Origin of the sequence: Rhizobium sp. AG855 (genome assembly GCF_003610655.1) — a bacterium.
GTDB lineage: Bacteria > Pseudomonadota > Alphaproteobacteria > Rhizobiales > Rhizobiaceae > Allorhizobium > Allorhizobium wuzhouense.
In genome coordinates this window covers 82,307-99,782 of the sequence record NZ_RAQG01000006.1, presented here as the reverse complement: position 1 = coordinate 99,782, position 17,476 = coordinate 82,307, and the positions used below count along the sequence as shown (strand labels likewise).

Sequence of the window (17,476 nt, the reverse complement as noted above, 5' to 3'; positions counted from 1 at the left end):
AGCCAAGGAACGGGATCATGACGACCAGACTTTCCCTTGCCCATCTCGCCGAAATCTCGGCCAAGGCCTCGGTGCCGACCTATCGGCGCGAGGACATCACGCCCGGCATCCTGCATTTCGGTGTCGGCAATTTCCACCGGGCTCATATGGCGGTCTATCTGCACGAGCTGTTCAACCAGGGGCGTGATCTCGACTGGGGGATCATCGGCGCCGGCGTGATGCCGTCGGACCAGAAGATGCGGGATACGCTGAAGGCACAGGATTTCCTCACCACCGTGGTCGAGCAGGATACAACGCGTTCGGCAGCAACCGTAACGGGGCCGATGCTCGACGTGATCACCGCGCCGGACTTCGACCGTATCATCGCGACGCTCGCTGAACCCGCCATCCGCATCGTTTCGATGACGATCACGGAAGGGGGCTACTTTATCGATCCGGCCACGGGAAAGTTCGATCCCCATCATCCCGCGATCGTTGCAGACGCACAGAGCCCGGACACGCCACAGACCGTGTTCGGCCTGATCATTGCCGGGCTGAAAGCCAGACGTGCGGCAGGGCATCCTCCCTTTACCGTCATGTGCTGCGACAATATCCCCGGCAATGGCGAAGTGACAGAGGCGACGCTCTGTGGCCTTGCGAAGCTCTTCGATCCTGATTTTGCGCACTGGATCCACGAAAATGTGGCATTTCCGAATGCGATGGTCGACCGCATCACGCCTGCAACAGGGCAACGCGAGATCGGCATGACGCGTGATACCTATGGCATCGAAGATGGCTGGCCGGTGTTCTGCGAGGAGTTCAAGCAATGGGTGCTGGAAGACAAGTTTCCGCTCGGGCGCCCGGCTCTGGAGGCAGTCGGCGTCACGTTCGTGGCGGATGTCGCGCCGTATGAACTGATGAAACTCCGGATCCTGAACGGTGGTCATGCGGCCATCGCCTATCCGGCAGCGCTTCTCGACATTCACTTCGTGCACGAGGCGATGGAGCATCCGCTGATCCGCGCCTTCCTGTCGAAGCTCGAACACGAGGAAATCGTGCCGGTCGTGCCGCCCGTGCCGGACACGAGTCTATCGGATTATGTCGATCTGATTGAACGGCGTTTCCTCAATCCGAAGATCGGCGACACCATTCCGCGGCTGGCCCAGGACGGCTCGAACCGGCAGCCGAAATTCATTCTTCCGTCGACGGCAGACCGACTGGCCAAGGGGCTCGACGTGCAGGGTCTGGCGCTGGTTTCTGCGCTGTGGTGCCGCTATTTCGAAGGGGTCTCCGACAACGGCAAGGCACTGGTGTTCAACGATGCCAACGCGGAGCGGCTGCAGACGGCAGCGCTTGCCTCCCGCTCGAATCCGGATGCCTTCCTGGGGCTTACCGACATCTTTGGTGCGATCGGAAGTCACCCGCTTTTCCGCAACCGTTTTCTTTCCGCGATCAATAGCTTGCGTAGTCAGGGAACGGCCAATACCCTCCAGCGCTACCTGGATGGAACCCTGTCTGACCCATGATGCCAATGCAGCCGATACAACTGGTGATCTTCGATTGCGACGGTGTCCTCGTCGACAGCGAGCCGATCGCACTCGAGGTCCTGGTGGACATGCTGGCGGTAAAAGGCATCACGATGGATACGGACGGGGCGGCGGAGCGCTTTCTCGGGCGCAGTATTGCCTCGATGGCCGAAGTCGTGAAGGAGGAATTCCGGGTCGAAATCGATCAGGTCTTTCTCAGCCAGATGCGCGAAGCGCTCTATGCGCGGTTCAGGCAGGAACTGCAGCCGATCGCCCGCATCGAGCGGGTGATTGCTGGGCTGAAAGACAGGGGCATCGCATGGTGCGTCGCGTCGTCCAGCCAGCGCGAGCGGATCGAGCTGTCGCTGACGGCGACCGGTTTGCTTGACCACTTCAAGCATGCCATTTTCAGCGCCACCATGGTCAAAAACGGCAAGCCGGCACCGGATCTGTTCCTATATGCGGCCGCAGCCATGGGGACCGACCCTTCGGCCTGCGTGGTCGTCGAGGACAGTCCGGCGGGTATCGTTGCGGCCCAGGCGGCTGGCATGGCGGTTTGTGCCTTCACGGGCGGATCGCATACGAACCATGCCTCCTATCAGGCCGCACTCCTTGCGCTGCATCCCGACGCACGGTTTGACGCCATGGAAGAATTGCTCCACTTTGTCGGCGGAGCGAGGAGACCGGAAGACCATTCTGATGCGTGAGCACCTCATGGCCGTGGATGTTGGCACGGGCAGCGCGCGAGCCGGTATCTTTGACCTCGCGGGCCGCCAGCTCGCCCGATGTGTGGTGCCGATTTCCGTTTATCGGCCGCTGCACAACCACATGGAACAGGACAGCGAAGAGATCTGGTCTGCCGTCTGTACGGCGTCCCGGGAAGCACTGTCTGCTGCGGGCATCGGCGAAGAGACCGTCGGCGCCATCGGCTTCGATGCCACGTGTTCGCTGGTCGTGCGCGACCGGGACGGGGCGCCGCTCTCCGTCTCCACCACCGGCACATTGAAACAGGACACCATCTTATGGATGGACCATCGTGCCATTGCCGAAGCGGCTGAATGCAATGCCATCGACGATCCTTTGCTTGCGCGGTTCGGCGGACGGCTCTCGGTCGAAATGCAGCTGCCAAAGCTCCTGTGGCTGAAGCGGCACATGCCTGAAACCTGGGAAAAAGCCGGCCTGATCTTCGACCTGAGTGACTTCCTGACGTGGCGAGCAACCGGCATAGACATGCGAAGTCACTCGCCGCTGGCGTCGAAATGGGGGTACCTCCCACAGCCGCCCGGCGCGCGACCTGATGAATTCTATGCACGCATCGGACTGGCTGATCTCGCGGAAAAGGCAGGGCTTCCGGCGACCTCCCATCCTATCGGCCTGCCCGTCGGCTCCCTGTCGGACGGAGCGGCAGCGGCGCTCGGCCTGACTGCGGGGTGTATCGTTGCGCCGGGGCTAATCGATGCCTATGCCGGGGCCGTCGCGCTGTTCGGCACAAGCCGCTCTCCTGTGGGTGACCATGCAGCGCTGATCGCGGGCACTTCGAGCTGCATCGTGATGTTGTCGGAGAAGCCGATCTCAGGGCCGGGTTGCTGGGGCGGATTCCGCGATGCGGCGCTGCCAGGGCTCTGGCTGACCGAGGCGGGACAATCGGCGTCCGGTGCCTTTCTCGACCACATCGTGAAAGACCATCCAGCAGGGGGCACGCCGACGAAGGATCGCCATCGCGCCCTGCTCGATCAGATTGCCGAGCGGCTGGCGGAAGAAGGACCGGATTTCGGTCTCCCCATCAGCGTATTGCCGGACTTTCACGGGACGCGGTCGCCCGTCTCCGACCCGCTTCTGACCGGCACCATTGCGGGGCTCGACCTCGACCGAAGCCTGGAGGGCCTGCTGCGTCTCTATTGGCGCAGTTGCGTGGCGCTGGCCTGCAGCATCCGCAACATCATCGATCATCTGCCTGAGCAGGCCGGGAACCCGCAGAATCTCTTCCTCGCCGGCGGCCTTGCCGACCATCCCCTGCTTTCGCAACTCTACGCCGATGCGACCGGTTGCGTGATGCATGTTCCGGATGGTTGCGATGCCGTCCTGCTCGGTTCGGCTTTTCATGCGGCCGTGTGCGCCGGCATGTTCGATGGCACCGAGGTTGCCGGCGCTGCCATGCGTTTTCCGCTCAGGGCCGTGCATCCGGATCCGACACGGCAAAAGGCCTTGGCACGGGATCATGCGTTGCTGCGCACCATGATCCGCCATCGAAACGAGTTGGCGGCTCTGCGGTGAGCTGGATCCGCAAGTCTGGCGCGGATCGCGTGAAGTTCGACCATGGCATTCGGCACCGTGCCGTTGGCATTGGTCACAGGTAAAGCACGCGGTGTGTCGCGTTCATCCATAGCGAAAAGGGACCAGCCTCGCGGCCAGCCCCTTTTTCCACATCCGACAGATCGTTGTCGATCAGTCGCTCAACGTGTCGAAGAAATCCTTCATGCGAGCGAAGAAGCCCGTCGATTCCGGATTGTTTTCCTTCGACGACAGCTGCTCGAATTCCTGGAGCAGTTCCCGCTGGCGCTTGGTGAGCTTCTGCGGTGTCTCGATCTGGATCTGAATGTAGAGATCCCCCGTCTGTGCCGACCGCAGAACCGGCATGCCCTTGGCTTTCAACCGGAACTGCTTGCCGGCCTGGGTGCCTTCCGGAACGGTCACGCGCGACTTCGTGCCATCGAGCGTCACCACATCGAAGGTGCCTCCGAGAGCGGCCGTCGTCATCGAGATCGGCACGGAGCAATAAAGGTCTGCCCCGTCGCGCTGGAAGAATTCGTGCGGCTTGACCGACAGGAAGATATAGAGATCGCCGGAGGGACCACCTCGAAGACCCGCCTCGCCCTCGCCCTGCAGGCGGATGCGCGTGCCATCCTCGATGCCCGCCGGTATATTGACGGAGAGCGAGCGCTCCTCGGTCACGCGGCCGTGGCCGTGGCACTTGGTGCAGGGATCGGAGATAGTCTGGCCGCGACCGTGACAGGTCGGGCAGGTCCGTTCGATCGAAAAGAAGCCCTGGGCTGCCCGCACACGCCCGGAACCCTGACAGGTTGAGCAGGTCGTCGGCTTGGTGCCGGGCTTCGCGCCGGTGCCGGTGCAAAGATCGCAGGTGATCGAGGTCGGAACCCGGATCTGTGCCGTCTTGCCCGTAAAGGCCTCTTCGAGGCTGATTTCCATATTGTAGCGCAGGTCGGCCCCGCGTTCGCGGCCGCCCGTGGAGCGAGCACGACCACCGCGACCACCACCCATCATCTCGCCGAAGATGTCTTCGAAGATGTCGGAGAAGCCACCGCCGCCGGCAAAACCGCCGCCACCACCGCCGAAGCCGCCACCACCCTGTTCAAAGGCAGCATGGCCGAAACGATCATAAGCCGCGCGCTTCTGCGGATCCTTCAAGGTCTCGTAAGCCTCGTTGAGTTCCTTGAACTTCTTTTCCGCTTCATCGTCGCCCGGATTCTTGTCCGGATGGTATTTCATCGCAAGCTTGCGGAAGGCGCTCTTCAGCTCCTTTTCATCCGCCGTGCGGCCGACCCCGAGGGTCTCGTAGAAATCTGCCTTTGCCATCGTCTTACAAAGCCCTCAAAGCTTTCCCAACGCTCGTGTGACCGGACGCCGGCTTGCCGGCGAGCTTGTCACAGGCCTGCATGTCTTTTTGAAAGTCGGAAGCCGCTGCCATCGCATCGTCCATCAGGAGCTTGCGCGCATCGCCCTTGCTGATCACGCCATCGGCTGCTGATACGGCAACGAAAGCCAGCGAATGGGCGGCCATATCGCAAGCCGATACCGAACCGCCATTCTCGCGCCGCTGCAGGGCCGCCTCAATGATCTTCCCGAGTTCGCTGCCGATCCGGGAAAGAGAACGCGAGTCCTTCGCAGACAGGGCCTTGGCAACCTTGGCCTCGGCACTGCTTAGCTGCCGATAGACTGCGCCAATCTGCGCGTCCTGCGCAACAACTGACGTTGCCATCATCAATGCGATACAGGCTGGCCCGAAGGCCAGCCCGCTCGATACGATGCGCGTGAAGCGAGCCGGCATCAGGCCGACTTCTTCGCGTCTTCGTCCTTCACTTCTTCATAGTCGGCGTCGACGACATTATCGTCGCCGGCTTCGGCATTGCCACCCTCGGCCTGCTGGGCCTCGTAGATGGCCTGACCGAGCTTCATGGAGACTTCCATGAGGGCCTGGGTCTTGGTGCCGATGTCTTCCGGCGAGGGATCGGAGGCTTCGAGCGCGCCCTTCAAAGCGGCGATCGCATCTTCGATCGCCTTGCGGTCGGTTTCGGAGACCTTGTCGCCGTAGTCCTTCAGCGACTTTTCAGTCGAGTGGACGAGGCTTTCCGCGCTGTTCTTGGCTTCAACCACCGCACGACGCTTCTTGTCGGCTTCGGCATTGGCCTCGGCGTCCTTCACCATCTTTTCGATGTCGGCGTCAGACAGACCACCCGACGCCTGGATGCGGATCTGCTGTTCCTTGCCGGTGCCCTTGTCCTTGGCCGAAACCTGGACAATGCCGTTGGCATCGATGTCGAAGGTGACTTCGATCTGCGGAACGCCACGCGGCGACGGCGGCAGGCCGACGAGGTCGAACTGGCCAAGCAGCTTGTTGTCCTGTGCCATTTCGCGCTCGCCCTGCGAGACGCGGATGGTGACGGCCTGCTGGTTGTCTTCCGCGGTCGAGAAGGTCTGGCTCTTCTTCGTCGGGATCGTCGTGTTGCGGTCGATCAGACGGGTGAAGACGCCACCGAGCGTTTCGATGCCGAGCGACAGCGGGGTCACGTCGAGGAGGAGAACGTCCTTGACGTCGCCCTGCAGAACACCGGCCTGGATGGCGGCGCCGAGTGCAACGACTTCATCAGGGTTGACGCCCTTGTGCGGCTCCTTGCCGAACAACTGCTTCACCACTTCCTGGACCTTCGGCATGCGGCTCATGCCGCCGACGAGAACGACTTCGTCGATATCGGCAGCGGTGACGCCGGCATCCTTGAGGGCTGCCTTGCACGGTGCGATCGTGCGCTGGACGAGATCGTCGACCAGGCTTTCGAACTTTGCACGGGTCAGCTTCATCGTCAGGTGCTTCGGACCGGACGCGTCAGCCGTGATGAAGGGCAGGTTGATTTCGGTCTGCTGCGAGGACGACAGCTCGATCTTGGCCTTTTCAGCGGCTTCCTTCAGCCGCTGCAGGGCAAGCTTGTCGCCCTTCAGGTCGATGCCCTGGTCCTTCTTGAATTCGGCTGCGAGATATTCGACGAGACGCATGTCGAAGTCTTCACCGCCGAGGAAGGTGTCGCCGTTGGTCGACTTCACTTCGAAGACGCCGTCGCCGATTTCCAGAACCGAGATATCGAAGGTACCACCACCCAAGTCGTAAACGGCGATGGTCTTGCCGTCCTTCTTGTCGAGGCCGTAAGCGAGAGCGGCAGCCGTCGGCTCGTTGATGATGCGGAGCACTTCAAGACCCGCGATGCGGCCGGCATCCTTGGTTGCCTGGCGCTGCGCGTCGTTGAAGTAGGCGGGAACGGTGATGACGGCCTTTTCAACCTTTTCGCCGAGATAGGCTTCTGCCGTTTCCTTCATCTTCTGGAGGATCATGGCCGAGATCTGCGAAGGCGAATAACCCTTGCCCTGGGCTTCGACCCAGGCATCGCCGTTGTCGCCCTTGATGATCGGGAAGGGAACGAGGCCCTTGTCCTTTTCAACGGTCGGATCTTCGTGGCGGCGGCCGATCAGGCGCTTGACGGCGAAGAGCGTGTTGGTCGGGTTGGTGACAGCCTGGCGCTTGGCCGGCTGTCCGACGAGGCGTTCGCCATCGTCCGAAAAAGCCACCATGGAAGGCGTGGTGCGTGCGCCTTCGGAATTCTCAATGACCTTCGCATCCTTGCCGTCCATGACGGCGACGCAGGAATTGGTCGTTCCAAGGTCGATACCGATTACTTTTGCCATGTCATTCTCTCCTTGAAGCAGGCCGTCGGAACCCCAATCAGGCATTCCTGACAGCCCCTCGACGTGGATGGTCTGGGATTTGCTACAGCGGTGCTGTGGCTATGACGCGTATATAAGAAGCGGTTTTTCCGACTGCAAGGCTGGAATTCCGCTGAAAATCAGTAAAAAGAAGAGATTGGGCGGCAATCTTCAGGCCGATTTCCACACCACCTCAAGCCGTGTTCGGCATGCCCCATACCATGTCGGGCTTGCCTCTGGCAGGCGCAATGCCTGCCAACGTCAAAATCCTTATTGCCCGAGGATAAGATCGAGCAGCGTGGTGCGCCTGCGGGCACCTTCCTGCGGCGCCTGGCCCACATCGCCCGGCGGTACAGGGCCTTCCAGTACAGGCCAGTTGCCCTGCTGATCCTGCTCGGCAGGCGACTCGCCATTGGCCTGCGGCTGGGCCGGGTAGCGCTCTTCGCCTCCACCGCTCAAAACGTCCGAAATGATCGCGCCGATGGTCGGATCCTGATCGACAGGTGCAGGTTCCTGATAATCACCGCCCGGCAGGGGTGCCGGCGCCAGTCCCTGATGGGCTGCCGCCATGAAGTCGTGCCAGGCGCGCGCGGGCAGACCGCCGCCGGTGACCTTCTTCATCGAATCACCATTGTCATTGCCGAACCAGACACCGGTGGTGAGATTGCTGGTGTAGCCGACGAAGAGCGCATCGCGGAAAGACTGGGTGGTGCCGGTCTTGCCGGCGGCTTCCCAGCCCTTCAACTGCGCCTTCTTGCCGGTGCCCTGATTGATCACGCCCATCATCATCTGGTTCATCTCGGCAACGACCTGGTCACTGATGACACGGGGCGGCTCGATATAGTTGTTCTCGTAGAGCACCGTGCCGTCCGCCTTGAGGATACGCTGGACGATATGCGGGGTCGCCTTGTAGCCGCCGTTCATGAAGGGGGCGTAGGCAGCAGTCAGTTCCAGCAGCGAGACTTCGGATGTGCCAAGCGCAATCGAGGCATTGTTCTGCAGGTCCGAATCAATGCCCATGCGATGCGCGAGCTTGATCACCTGATCGGGACCGACTTCCATCACCAGTTGGGCCGCGATCGTGTTGAGCGATTCGGCGAGCGCATGGGCAAGGGTCACGGGGCCACGATACTTTTCATCGTAGTTCTGCGGCGTCCACGATCCGATGCGGATCGGCGCATCGTTGCGTGTGGAGCCGGGTCGCAGGCCGATTTCCATGGCGGCGGCATAGACGAAGGGCTTGAACGCTGAGCCCGGCTGGCGCTTGGCCTTGACCGCGCGGTTGAACTGGCTTTCCGCATAATCGCGCCCGCCGACAAGGGCCCGGATGGCGCCGGTGCCGTCGATCGAGACGAGCGCTGCCTGGGACGCATTCACCTTGGCGCCTTCGGCGGCCAGTGATTCGGTCAGTGCCGCTTCAGCCTTCTTTTCGAGCGTCATGTCGATTGTGGTTTCGACGACGATGTCTTCAGTGACCTTGCCGATCAGTGCGGTTACGTCGTCGCGCACCATGTCGGCGACATACTGACCAGCCCCGCTCCAATAGCGTTTTGCCTTGGTGGGCGATTGCGACATCGCCGTCTTGATCTCGTCGTCGGTGATGTAGCCCTCTTCCAGCATGGCCTGGAGCACGACCTGGGCGCGGGCTTCCGCCGCCTCCGGGTCACGGGCGGGGGACAACCTGGAGGGGGCCTTCAGAAGACCTGCCAGCAGGGCAGCCTCGCCGAGGTTCACGTCGCGGGCAGACTTGTTGAAATAACGCCGGGCGGCGGCTTCCACGCCATAGGCATTGGACCCGAAATAGACGCGGTTCAGATACATCGCAAGGATCTGATCCTTGGTGTATTTCTGCTCCAGCCAGAAGGCGAGCAGGACTTCCTGAACCTTGCGCTCGACCGTGCGTTCCGGCGAGAGGAAGAGGTTCTTGGCCAGCTGCTGCGTCAGCGTCGATCCGCCCTGCACGGCGCGGCCACTCACCACATTGGTTACGATGGCGCGGGCGAGACCCAAGGGATCGATGCCGAAATGCGAATAGAAGCGTCGGTCTTCGATCGCCATCACCGCCTGGGGAATGAAAGGCGACATTTCTTCCAACGGAAGCGCCTCGCCGCCGGTCGCGCCGCGATTGGCAATCACTGTGCCCTCGACAGAAACGATCTTCATGTTCGGCGGGCGCTCGGGGATGGACCAACTGCTGGCGCTCGGCATCTGTGAGCCGTAATAGGCGATGAGAGCTCCGAGACCGATGGCGCCCCAGATCGACAGGACAAAACACCAGTAGATCAGGCGTCCAAGACCGAAGCCGCCCGAGGTTTCTCGCTTGCGGGGCTGCGATTTCTTACCCTTGTTGGGTCGAGCAGCAGGGGCCGAACGCTTGCCTGAAGAGCGCGCCTTTCGGCCTCCCGCAATGCGATCGTCTGCATCCAGCCGCAGATCCTCGTCCTCGCTCTCCTCGTCGAAGCTCGGCTCAATACGGTCGCGGGAGTTGCCTCGGCTCACCATTCCGGTGGTCTTGCTCCAGATGCTCGTGTGGCCGGCCGGGCGACAAGGTCTGACGCTCGCCTAATGCCGGGTCAATTGGTGTGAAAACCGCCCTTTGAGCCGGTGCGGACATTCATCCGATTGCACAGTAATTGCGGCGATTTAAGGGGTGGTTAAGACGCGGTAAACAGCCGAAATCAAACCCGCTTTACTGGCAGAGATCGGCCCATTCCGCGTCGACCAGCGCTGCCATGCGGTCAGGCGCGATCCGCACCGCAGCATTGGTCGCACCAGCAGCGGGGACAACTTCGGGCCAAGTTTTCAGCGAGATGTCGCAATAGATCTTCAGCGGCGCTGGAAGGCCGAAAGGACAGACGCCGCCGACCGGATGGCTCGTCGCTTCGACCACAGCCTCTGCATCCAGCATGCGCGGCTTGACCCCGAACCGATCTTTGAACTTTCTGTTATCAAGGCGCTTCGTGCCGGCGGCAACGACGAGTACCACGTCCTCGCCGATCCTGAGGCAGATCGTCTTGGCGATCTGGTCCTGCTCGACGCCATGGGCTTCGGCGGCGAGCGCCACCGTGGCGGAACTCGCCTCAGTGACGATCACGGAGAGATCAGGGGCATGGTCGCGGAGAAACTGTCGGACGGATTCAAGGCTCATGCCAGCATCTTAGTCGGGATCGGCTCGATTCTTCAACTGCGCATGCTTGCGGGTCTTGAAACGGGCGGCCGCCTCCACCATCTACAGGTCACCAAGCGATGGACGCGCCGATTTGGTGCCAGGACGGCATGAAATACGAGGCGCATTAAGGAATTGTTCATCATCCCGCGCGATCCTGTGGATCTGGGATGAGTTCGCCACGGCGAGCAGACATCCGAAGCATCGCATGGCACGTTTCCACCCCTGACCACGGATGTACTGGCAGGACAGTGTTGAAACGTAAAGGAAAGGCCGGTTTTCACCGGCCTTTTTGCTTTTCTGGCTCAGGTTTTCACTTGCTGGCAAGCGCATCCAGGATGCGAATCCACGAGCGGATACCCTTGTGGAACGAGTTGAGATCATATTTTTCATTGGGCGAATGGATGCGGTCATCGGTCAAACCGAAACCGACCAGGAGCGAATCCATGCCGAGCATCTTCTGGAAATCGCCGACGATCGGGATCGAGCCGCCCATGCCGATGATGACGGCCGGCTTCGGCCACTCATCCGACAGAGCGTTCTTCGCCTTGGTGAGTTCCGGCGAATCATAAGACAGCTGAATTGCGGGCGAACCGCCATGTTCATGGAAATCGACCGAGCAATCGCCCGGGATGCGAGCCTGAACAAAGGCGCGGAAGCTTTCGCGGATCTTGGCAGGATCCTGGGTGCCAACAAGGCGGAAAGAGATCTTGGCGGAAGCCTTGGCGGCGATCACCGTCTTGAAACCCTCGCCGGTATAACCACCGATGATACCGTTCACTTCCGCCGTCGGGCGGGCCCAGGTCAGTTCCAGAACCGAGCGGCCCTTTTCGCCTGACGGGATCGACAGACCGACTTCGCCGAGGAAGCTTTCGGCGGTGCGGCCGAGGCTGTCCCAGGATGCCTTGATGTTGGAAGGCGTTTCTTCAACGCCATCGTAGAAGCCTGGCAGGGTAACCTTGCCGGTTTCGTCATGCAGGTCGGCGAGGATTTTCGTCAGGATATGTACGGGATTGGCGGCAGCACCGCCAAAGAGGCCGGAATGCAGATCGCGGTCGGCGGCTGTTATCGTCACCTCTTCGCCAACCAGGCCACGAAGCGCTGCGGCGATTGCCGGCGTCTCGCGATCCCACATGCTGGTGTCGCAGACCAGGGCAAAATCGGCCTTCAGCTCTGCGGCATTGGCTTCGAGGAAGGGCTTCAGCGACGGCGAGCCGGATTCTTCTTCGCCCTCGAAGAGAATGGTGATGCGTACCGGCAGGGAGCCCTTGACCGCCTTGTAGGCGCGGCAGGCTTCAACGAAGGTCAGCAACTGGCCCTTGTCGTCCGAGGTGCCACGGCCGGTGATGATCTTGCGGCCATCCTTCTCCTTGATCGCAGGGGCGAAGGGATCGTCTTCCCAGAGGTCCAGGGGATCGACCGGCTGAACATCGTAGTGGCCGTAGAAGAGGACATGCGGCGCGTCGGCGCGATCCGCGGCGTGATGGGCGACGACCATGGGATGGCCGGGCGTGTCCCGCAACGAGGTGTCGAAGCCGAGTTCGGTCAGTTCCTTCACCAGCCATTCGCCGGCCTTGCGGCATTCGGCCTTGTAGGCGGGATCCGTCGAGATGGAGGGGATCCGGACGAGATCAAAAAGCCGATCGAGGCTCTTGGGGAGGGTTTCATCCGCCTTGGCAAGAATGGGAGAGAGATCGGTCATGGGGAATGTCCTGCAGAATTGAAATCGCGGCGGACCATAGAGCAAAGGATCTGATGTTTCGAGGCACAACCTCTGCGAAAATAGGGGTGCGGCAATTTACAGGTCACCGAGAGTCGGCTGCTCAGAGCTTTCGTGCATTGGCGATCGCCCAGCGGATATACTCCTTCAGCAATTCCTTTTCGAAACGCCGGAAGCCGGAAAAGACCGCATCTTCGGCCTCGCACGCCAGTGCAAGGGCCTCTTCGCGCATGGCGCGGGCCTTCTCGGTCAGGAAGATCTGCTGGGCGCGTTTGTCGCGGGGATGGACCCGCCGCTCGATCAAACCGTCGCGTTCCATGCGGGCCAGCGTGTTGGCAATCGTCGCCTGCTCCACATCAACCCGATCGAGCAATTGGCGCTGGGTCAAGCCCTCCTCCTCCCAAAGCTCCAGGAGAACGGGGAATTGGCCCGGAGAGAAACCGAGACGTACGGCCCGGCTCTGCAGAGCGCGGGTCACACTGCGGGCGAACTGCATCGCCAGTTGCGTGGCAGATTCCGGGCGGTCATTGGCCATGGCTCGACAATGTCGCAAGAGAGAGATTCGGAATATGTGTCGGTGACTGTAGCGCGGAAAAACATCGCAGGCGATGCATTCCTATGGCTTACCATTCAGCAGATGCGTGAGGGATTTCGGAGGCCGCCGTGGCTTTGGGCGGGGGGACTGCCACGACGGCTCCGGAATATGGGGACAAAGGCCCGGAGAGGGGGATAAGGCCTTTGCCCGAGTCTGACGCGGCGGGGGACGAGCCTCATTCAGACTACGGCGTGATCAGACGCCGATGACTGGGATTTGTGGTTCCAAATGTGGTTTTTCAAGGGAAACGGGCATTACAAATCGGTAAGCTTTTTGTGAGCAGCGCAATTTGCGGGAGAGAGGTCGAAGCGCCCGGTGCGTCCGGGTTTTTCCGCTGCCGGAGCCAAACCGTCATGGACGTTTCGCCTGCCCCGCGCTATCCATGCCGACATGAAAAAAGGCGATCATCTCTTTCTCGTCGACGGCTCGGGTTTCATCTTCCGCGCTTTCCACGCCATTCCGGCCCTGAACCGCAAGTCGGACGGGTTGCCTGTCAACGCGGTTTCAGGCTTCTGCAACATGCTGTGGAAGCTCTTGCGCGACGCGCGCAACACGGATGTCGGGGTCACACCAACACATCTCGCTGTCATCTTCGACTATTCATCCACGACCTTCCGTAAGGAAATCTACCCGCTCTACAAGGCAAACCGCTCGGCACCACCGGAAGACCTCATTCCGCAATTCGGTCTGATCCGTCATGCGACGCGGGCCTTCAACCTGCCCTGCATCGAGACCGAAGGTTTTGAAGCCGATGACATCATCGCGACTTATGCGCGGCAGGCCGAAGCGGCTGGTGCCGACGTCACGGTCGTCTCATCCGACAAGGACCTGATGCAACTCGTCACGGCGAACGTGCACATGTACGACGCGATGAAGGACAAGCAGATCGGCATTCCAGACGTTGTCGAGAAGTGGGGCGTTCCGCCGGAGAAAATGATCGATCTCCAGGCGATGACGGGAGATTCGACCGACAACGTGCCCGGCATTCCCGGCATCGGCCCGAAGACAGCGGCTCAGCTTCTTGAAGAATTCGGAGACCTGGAAACGCTGCTGGCCCGCGCCGGCGAGATCAAGCAGGTCAAACGTCGCGAGAACATCCTTGCCAATGCCGAGCTTGCACGTGTGTCACGACAGCTGGTCGAACTGCGTACCGACGTGCCCCTGGACATGGACCTCGATGCCCTGGTGCTGGAACCGCAGGACGGGCCGAAGCTCATCGGCTTCCTGAAGGCCATGGAGTTTACCACATTGACGCGGCGCGTGGCCGAAACCTGCAATTGCGACGCAGGCACGATTGAGGCTGCAGTGGTGCCAGTTGAATGGGGCGACGCCGCGCGTGGACCTGATCTCGATGCGAGTTCCACCGCAGCGGTGGACGCCAATCCCACCACGAGCAATGCGGCGCCGGCATCTGGCGCTGGCGCCGCCAGTGGCAAGACGCCAGCAGATCTGGCGCGCAGCCGCGCGGATGGATTTGCCGCCAATCCGATCGATCGATCGACCTATGTCACCATTCGTGACCTGCCGACCCTTGAGCTCTGGGTTGCGGCCGCGCGGGAAACCGGCCTTGTCGCCTTCGATACAGAAACGACGTCGCTCGATCCGATGCAGGCGGAGCTGGTCGGTGTATCGCTCGCGATCCAGGACAACGTGCTGTCACCGGGCTCGACCACTATCCGCGCCGCCTATGTCCCCCTCGCCCACAAGACCGGGATCGGCGATCTCCTGGGCGGTGGTCATGCAGAGGGCCAGATCCCGATGGGCGAAGCGCTCGATGCATTGAGGGGGCTCCTCGAAGACCCTTCGGTGCTGAAGGTCGCGCAGAACCTGAAATACGACTACCTCGTGATGAAGCGCCACGGCATCACGCTACAGGCTTTCGACGACACCATGCTGATGTCCTATGTGCTGGATGCCGGCAAGGGCAATCACGGCATGGACGGGCTGTCGGAAAAATGGCTGGGCCATACGCCAATCGCCTACAAGGATGTTGCCGGTTCCGGCAAATCCTCCGTTACCTTCGATCTCGTCGATATCGATCGCGCCACGGCCTATGCCGCCGAGGATGCGGATGTGACACTGCGCCTCTGGCTGGTGCTGAAACCGCGCCTCGCCGCCGAAGGGCTGACCCGTATCTACGAACGGCTCGAGCGGCCTTTGGTGCCTGTGCTTGCCCATATGGAAGAGCGCGGCATTACCGTAGACCGGCAGATCCTGTCGCGCCTTTCCGGCGAGCTTGCCCAGAAGGCGGCGGCGGCCGAGGACGAAGTCTATGAACTGGCCGGCGAACGCTTCAACATCGGCTCGCCAAAACAGCTCGGCGACATCCTGTTCGGTCGGATGGGACTGCCCGGCGGCTCCAAGACGAAGACCGGACAATGGTCGACGTCGGCTCAGGTGCTCGAGGATCTTGCAGCGGAAGGTGCTCCGCTGCCGCGCAAGATCGTCGACTGGCGGCAGCTGACCAAACTCAAGTCTACCTATACCGACGCCCTGCCCGGCTATGTGCATCCCCAGACCAAGCGGGTCCATACCGGCTATTCGCTCGCCTCGACCACCACCGGGCGGCTCTCCTCGTCCGAACCGAACCTGCAGAATATTCCGGTCCGGACAGCCGAAGGGCGCAAGATTCGTACCGCCTTCATCTCGACGCCGGGGCACAAGCTTCTGTCGGCCGATTACAGCCAGATCGAACTGCGCGTCCTTGCCCATGTCGCCGATATCCCGCAGCTCCGCCAGGCCTTTGCCGACGGCATCGACATTCATGCGATGACGGCGTCGGAAATGTTCGGGGTACCGGTCGAGGGCATGCCGTCCGAGGTTCGTCGCCGGGCCAAGGCGATCAATTTCGGCATCATCTACGGCATTTCCGCCTTCGGCCTCGCCAACCAGCTGAGCATCGAGCGCTCTGAAGCGGGCGACTACATCAAGAGGTATTTCGAACGCTTCCCGGGCATCAAGGACTACATGGAATCCACCAAGACCTTTGCCCGCGAGCATGGTTATGTCGAAACCATCTTCGGCAGACGAGCGCATTATCCCGAGATCAAGTCGTCCAATCCCTCCATGCGCGCCTTCAACGAGCGGGCCGCGATCAACGCGCCGATCCAGGGTTCGGCGGCCGACATCATCCGCCGTGCAATGATCCAGATCGAGCCGGCGCTCAACGCCGCCGGCCTATCCGAACGGTGCCGCATGCTGCTGCAGGTGCATGACGAACTGATCTTCGAGGTGGAAGACGATGCCGTCGATGCCGCAATGCCCGTGATCGTCGATGTCATGGAGAATGCGGCCATGCCGGCTGTCTCCATGCGGGTGCCGCTGAAGGTCGACGCCCGCGCTGCCCATAACTGGGACGAAGCCCACTGAATTTCAGGCACGCCGTTTTGGGCGCGCCGGCACATACAAACAGGGCGTCACCGATCATACTTCCAACGCCCTCTCAACGGAGGATACGCTTTGGCGTTCAAGACCATCAACGGCCATGTCATGCACTACGAACTGATCGGGGAGGCCAAGTCTAAGAACCTGATCGTGTTTTCCAATGGGCTTGGCACGGATTTCCGGATCTGGCTGCCGCTGTTCGACGAGCTCGGTGAGGATGTTTCGGTCCTGCTCTATGACAGCCGTGGGCACGGGCTTTCCGGCGGAGCGGATGCAGCCTTCGGCATGGACGAGCTGGTGACGGATCTTGCCGCCCTTTGCGACGAGCTTGGGATCCGCAAGGCGACCTTCTGCGGGCTTTCCGTCGGTGGTCTTGTCTGCCAGGGTCTCTGGAAGGCACGGCCGGATCTGTTCCGCAAGCTGGTGCTGTGCGACACAGCCCCCCAGATCGGCAGCCCGGCGATCTGGGGCGAGCGCATTGCCGGCATCGAAAAGGGCGGACTGGAGAGCGCTGCGGACAACGCAATGGCGCGCTGGTTCACACCCGGCTTCCATGAAGATCGCGCTGACGAGCTTGCAGGCTATCGGCTGATGATGACACGGCAGTCTGTGGCCGGCTATCTCTCGACCTGTGCAGCGCTTCGCGACACCGATTTCTCTGAAATCCTGCCAACAATCACCGTGCCAACGCTGGCAATCGTCGGCGATCAGGATGGCTCGACGCCGCCGGAGACGGTGAAGAAGGGAGCGGAGCTCATTCCCGGTGCCCGGTTCGAGATCATCGAGGATTGCGCCCACCTTCCGTGCATCGAGCAGCCGGAGGCGCTGGCCGAACTGATCCAGGGCTTCATGCGGCAGAACTGAATGGCCGCGCAAGGTTGACAACCAGCCATCGGGCTTATGCCCGGTGGCGTGGAAGGACGTCCGATCTGGAAAGATACTCCAAAACGAAAAAGCCTGCCGCGGGAGGAGGTGCGGCAGGCTTTCCGAAAAGTTTGAACACCGACTGGGAGGAGGAGTGCCAGTGTTCAATAGAACGGCCTTGGGAGGAGGAGTGGCCGCTCTGCGTCGAAGCTCTGCGGGAGGAGGTGCATTGCTTCGATGACTGTGATCATACG

General features: G+C 61.4%; 12 protein-coding genes. 5 read left to right on the top strand and 7 right to left on the bottom strand.

What is annotated here, in order from left to right:
* Window positions 1–17: 17 nt before the first annotated feature.
* From DFO46_RS21655 to DFO46_RS21645, 3 genes are read left to right on the top strand one after another with little or no spacing between them, the layout of a single operon-like run.
* Window positions 18–1,505, top strand: a complete 1,488-nt coding sequence (locus DFO46_RS21655) for a mannitol dehydrogenase family protein (protein ID WP_120279046.1) — start codon at window positions 18–20, stop codon at window positions 1,503–1,505.
* Entirely contained in the window at window positions 1,502–2,212 is a 711-nt protein-coding gene (locus DFO46_RS21650) for an HAD family phosphatase (RefSeq protein ID WP_183041990.1), read from the top strand. The genes DFO46_RS21655 and DFO46_RS21650 overlap by 4 nt, the downstream gene beginning before the upstream one ends.
* Entirely contained in the window at window positions 2,205–3,779 is a 1,575-nt protein-coding gene (locus DFO46_RS21645) for an FGGY family pentulose kinase (RefSeq protein WP_120279045.1), read from the top strand. Before DFO46_RS21650 ends, DFO46_RS21645 begins: the two co-directional genes overlap by 8 nt.
* A gap of 171 nt (window positions 3,780–3,950) precedes the next feature.
* Here DFO46_RS21645 and dnaJ read toward each other — a convergent pair whose 3' ends face one another.
* From dnaJ to DFO46_RS21610, 7 genes are all read right to left on the bottom strand, one after another.
* Window positions 3,951–5,099, bottom strand: a complete 1,149-nt coding sequence (gene dnaJ / locus DFO46_RS21640; RefSeq protein WP_110793729.1) for a molecular chaperone DnaJ — start codon at window positions 5,097–5,099, stop codon at window positions 3,951–3,953.
* A gap of 4 nt (window positions 5,100–5,103) precedes the next feature.
* Entirely contained in the window at window positions 5,104–5,571 is a 468-nt protein-coding gene (locus tag DFO46_RS21635) for a hypothetical protein (RefSeq protein WP_120279044.1), read from the bottom strand.
* A complete protein-coding gene (gene dnaK / locus DFO46_RS21630) occupies window positions 5,571–7,475 on the bottom strand; it encodes a molecular chaperone DnaK (protein ID WP_110793731.1) in 1,905 nt (634 codons plus the stop codon). The genes DFO46_RS21635 and dnaK overlap by 1 nt, the downstream gene beginning before the upstream one ends.
* Before the next feature lie 288 nt (window positions 7,476–7,763).
* Window positions 7,764–9,995, bottom strand: coding sequence for a transglycosylase domain-containing protein (locus DFO46_RS21625; protein ID WP_120279043.1), 2,232 nt, complete (start codon window positions 9,993–9,995; stop codon window positions 7,764–7,766).
* 187 nt (window positions 9,996–10,182) lie between these two features.
* The gene (locus DFO46_RS21620; RefSeq protein WP_120279042.1) at window positions 10,183–10,641 is read right to left on the bottom strand and encodes a YbaK/EbsC family protein; all 459 of its coding nucleotides are present in this window, start codon (window positions 10,639–10,641) and stop codon (window positions 10,183–10,185) included.
* A gap of 331 nt (window positions 10,642–10,972) precedes the next feature.
* Window positions 10,973–12,361 (bottom strand): dipeptidase, encoded by a 1,389-nt coding sequence (locus DFO46_RS21615; protein WP_120279041.1) that lies wholly within the window; start codon window positions 12,359–12,361, stop codon window positions 10,973–10,975.
* 121 nt (window positions 12,362–12,482) lie between these two features.
* On the bottom strand, window positions 12,483–12,914 hold the full coding sequence (locus tag DFO46_RS21610) for a MarR family transcriptional regulator (protein WP_120279040.1): 432 nt from the start codon (window positions 12,912–12,914) through the stop codon (window positions 12,483–12,485).
* 450 nt (window positions 12,915–13,364) lie between these two features.
* On the opposite strand from DFO46_RS21610, the gene polA reads away from it, so the two are divergent.
* Entirely contained in the window at window positions 13,365–16,343 is a 2,979-nt protein-coding gene (gene polA, locus DFO46_RS21605) for a DNA polymerase I (protein WP_120279039.1), read from the top strand.
* A 120-nt stretch (window positions 16,344–16,463) separates the two neighbouring features.
* Window positions 16,464–17,222 carry a 3-oxoadipate enol-lactonase gene (pcaD, locus tag DFO46_RS21600; protein WP_120279120.1) on the top strand — a complete coding sequence of 253 codons (759 nt, stop codon included), beginning with the start codon at window positions 16,464–16,466 and terminating at the stop codon, window positions 17,220–17,222.
* Window positions 17,223–17,476: the final 254 nt, after the last annotated feature.

What these genes read in the sequence shown, in the direction of transcription:
- DFO46_RS21615 (WP_120279041.1), bottom strand. Translation starts at nt 12,361, where the DNA reads ATGACCGATCTCTCTCCCATTCTTGCCAAGGCGGATGAAACCCTCCCC.
- polA (WP_120279039.1), top strand. Translation starts at nt 13,365, where the DNA reads ATGAAAAAAGGCGATCATCTCTTTCTCGTCGACGGCTCGGGTTTCATC.
- DFO46_RS21635 (WP_120279044.1), bottom strand. Translation starts at nt 5,571, where the DNA reads ATGCCGGCTCGCTTCACGCGCATCGTATCGAGCGGGCTGGCCTTCGGG.
- DFO46_RS21655 (WP_120279046.1), top strand. Translation starts at nt 18, where the DNA reads ATGACGACCAGACTTTCCCTTGCCCATCTCGCCGAAATCTCGGCCAAG.
- dnaK (WP_110793731.1), bottom strand. Translation starts at nt 7,475, where the DNA reads ATGGCAAAAGTAATCGGTATCGACCTTGGAACGACCAATTCCTGCGTC.
- DFO46_RS21620 (WP_120279042.1), bottom strand. Translation starts at nt 10,641, where the DNA reads ATGAGCCTTGAATCCGTCCGACAGTTTCTCCGCGACCATGCCCCTGAT.
- DFO46_RS21625 (WP_120279043.1), bottom strand. Translation starts at nt 9,995, where the DNA reads ATGGTGAGCCGAGGCAACTCCCGCGACCGTATTGAGCCGAGCTTCGAC.
- DFO46_RS21645 (WP_120279045.1), top strand. Translation starts at nt 2,205, where the DNA reads ATGCGTGAGCACCTCATGGCCGTGGATGTTGGCACGGGCAGCGCGCGA.
- pcaD (WP_120279120.1), top strand. Translation starts at nt 16,464, where the DNA reads ATGCACTACGAACTGATCGGGGAGGCCAAGTCTAAGAACCTGATCGTG.
- dnaJ (WP_110793729.1), bottom strand. Translation starts at nt 5,099, where the DNA reads ATGGCAAAGGCAGATTTCTACGAGACCCTCGGGGTCGGCCGCACGGCG.
- DFO46_RS21650 (WP_183041990.1), top strand. Translation starts at nt 1,502, where the DNA reads ATGATGCCAATGCAGCCGATACAACTGGTGATCTTCGATTGCGACGGT.
- DFO46_RS21610 (WP_120279040.1), bottom strand. Translation starts at nt 12,914, where the DNA reads ATGGCCAATGACCGCCCGGAATCTGCCACGCAACTGGCGATGCAGTTC.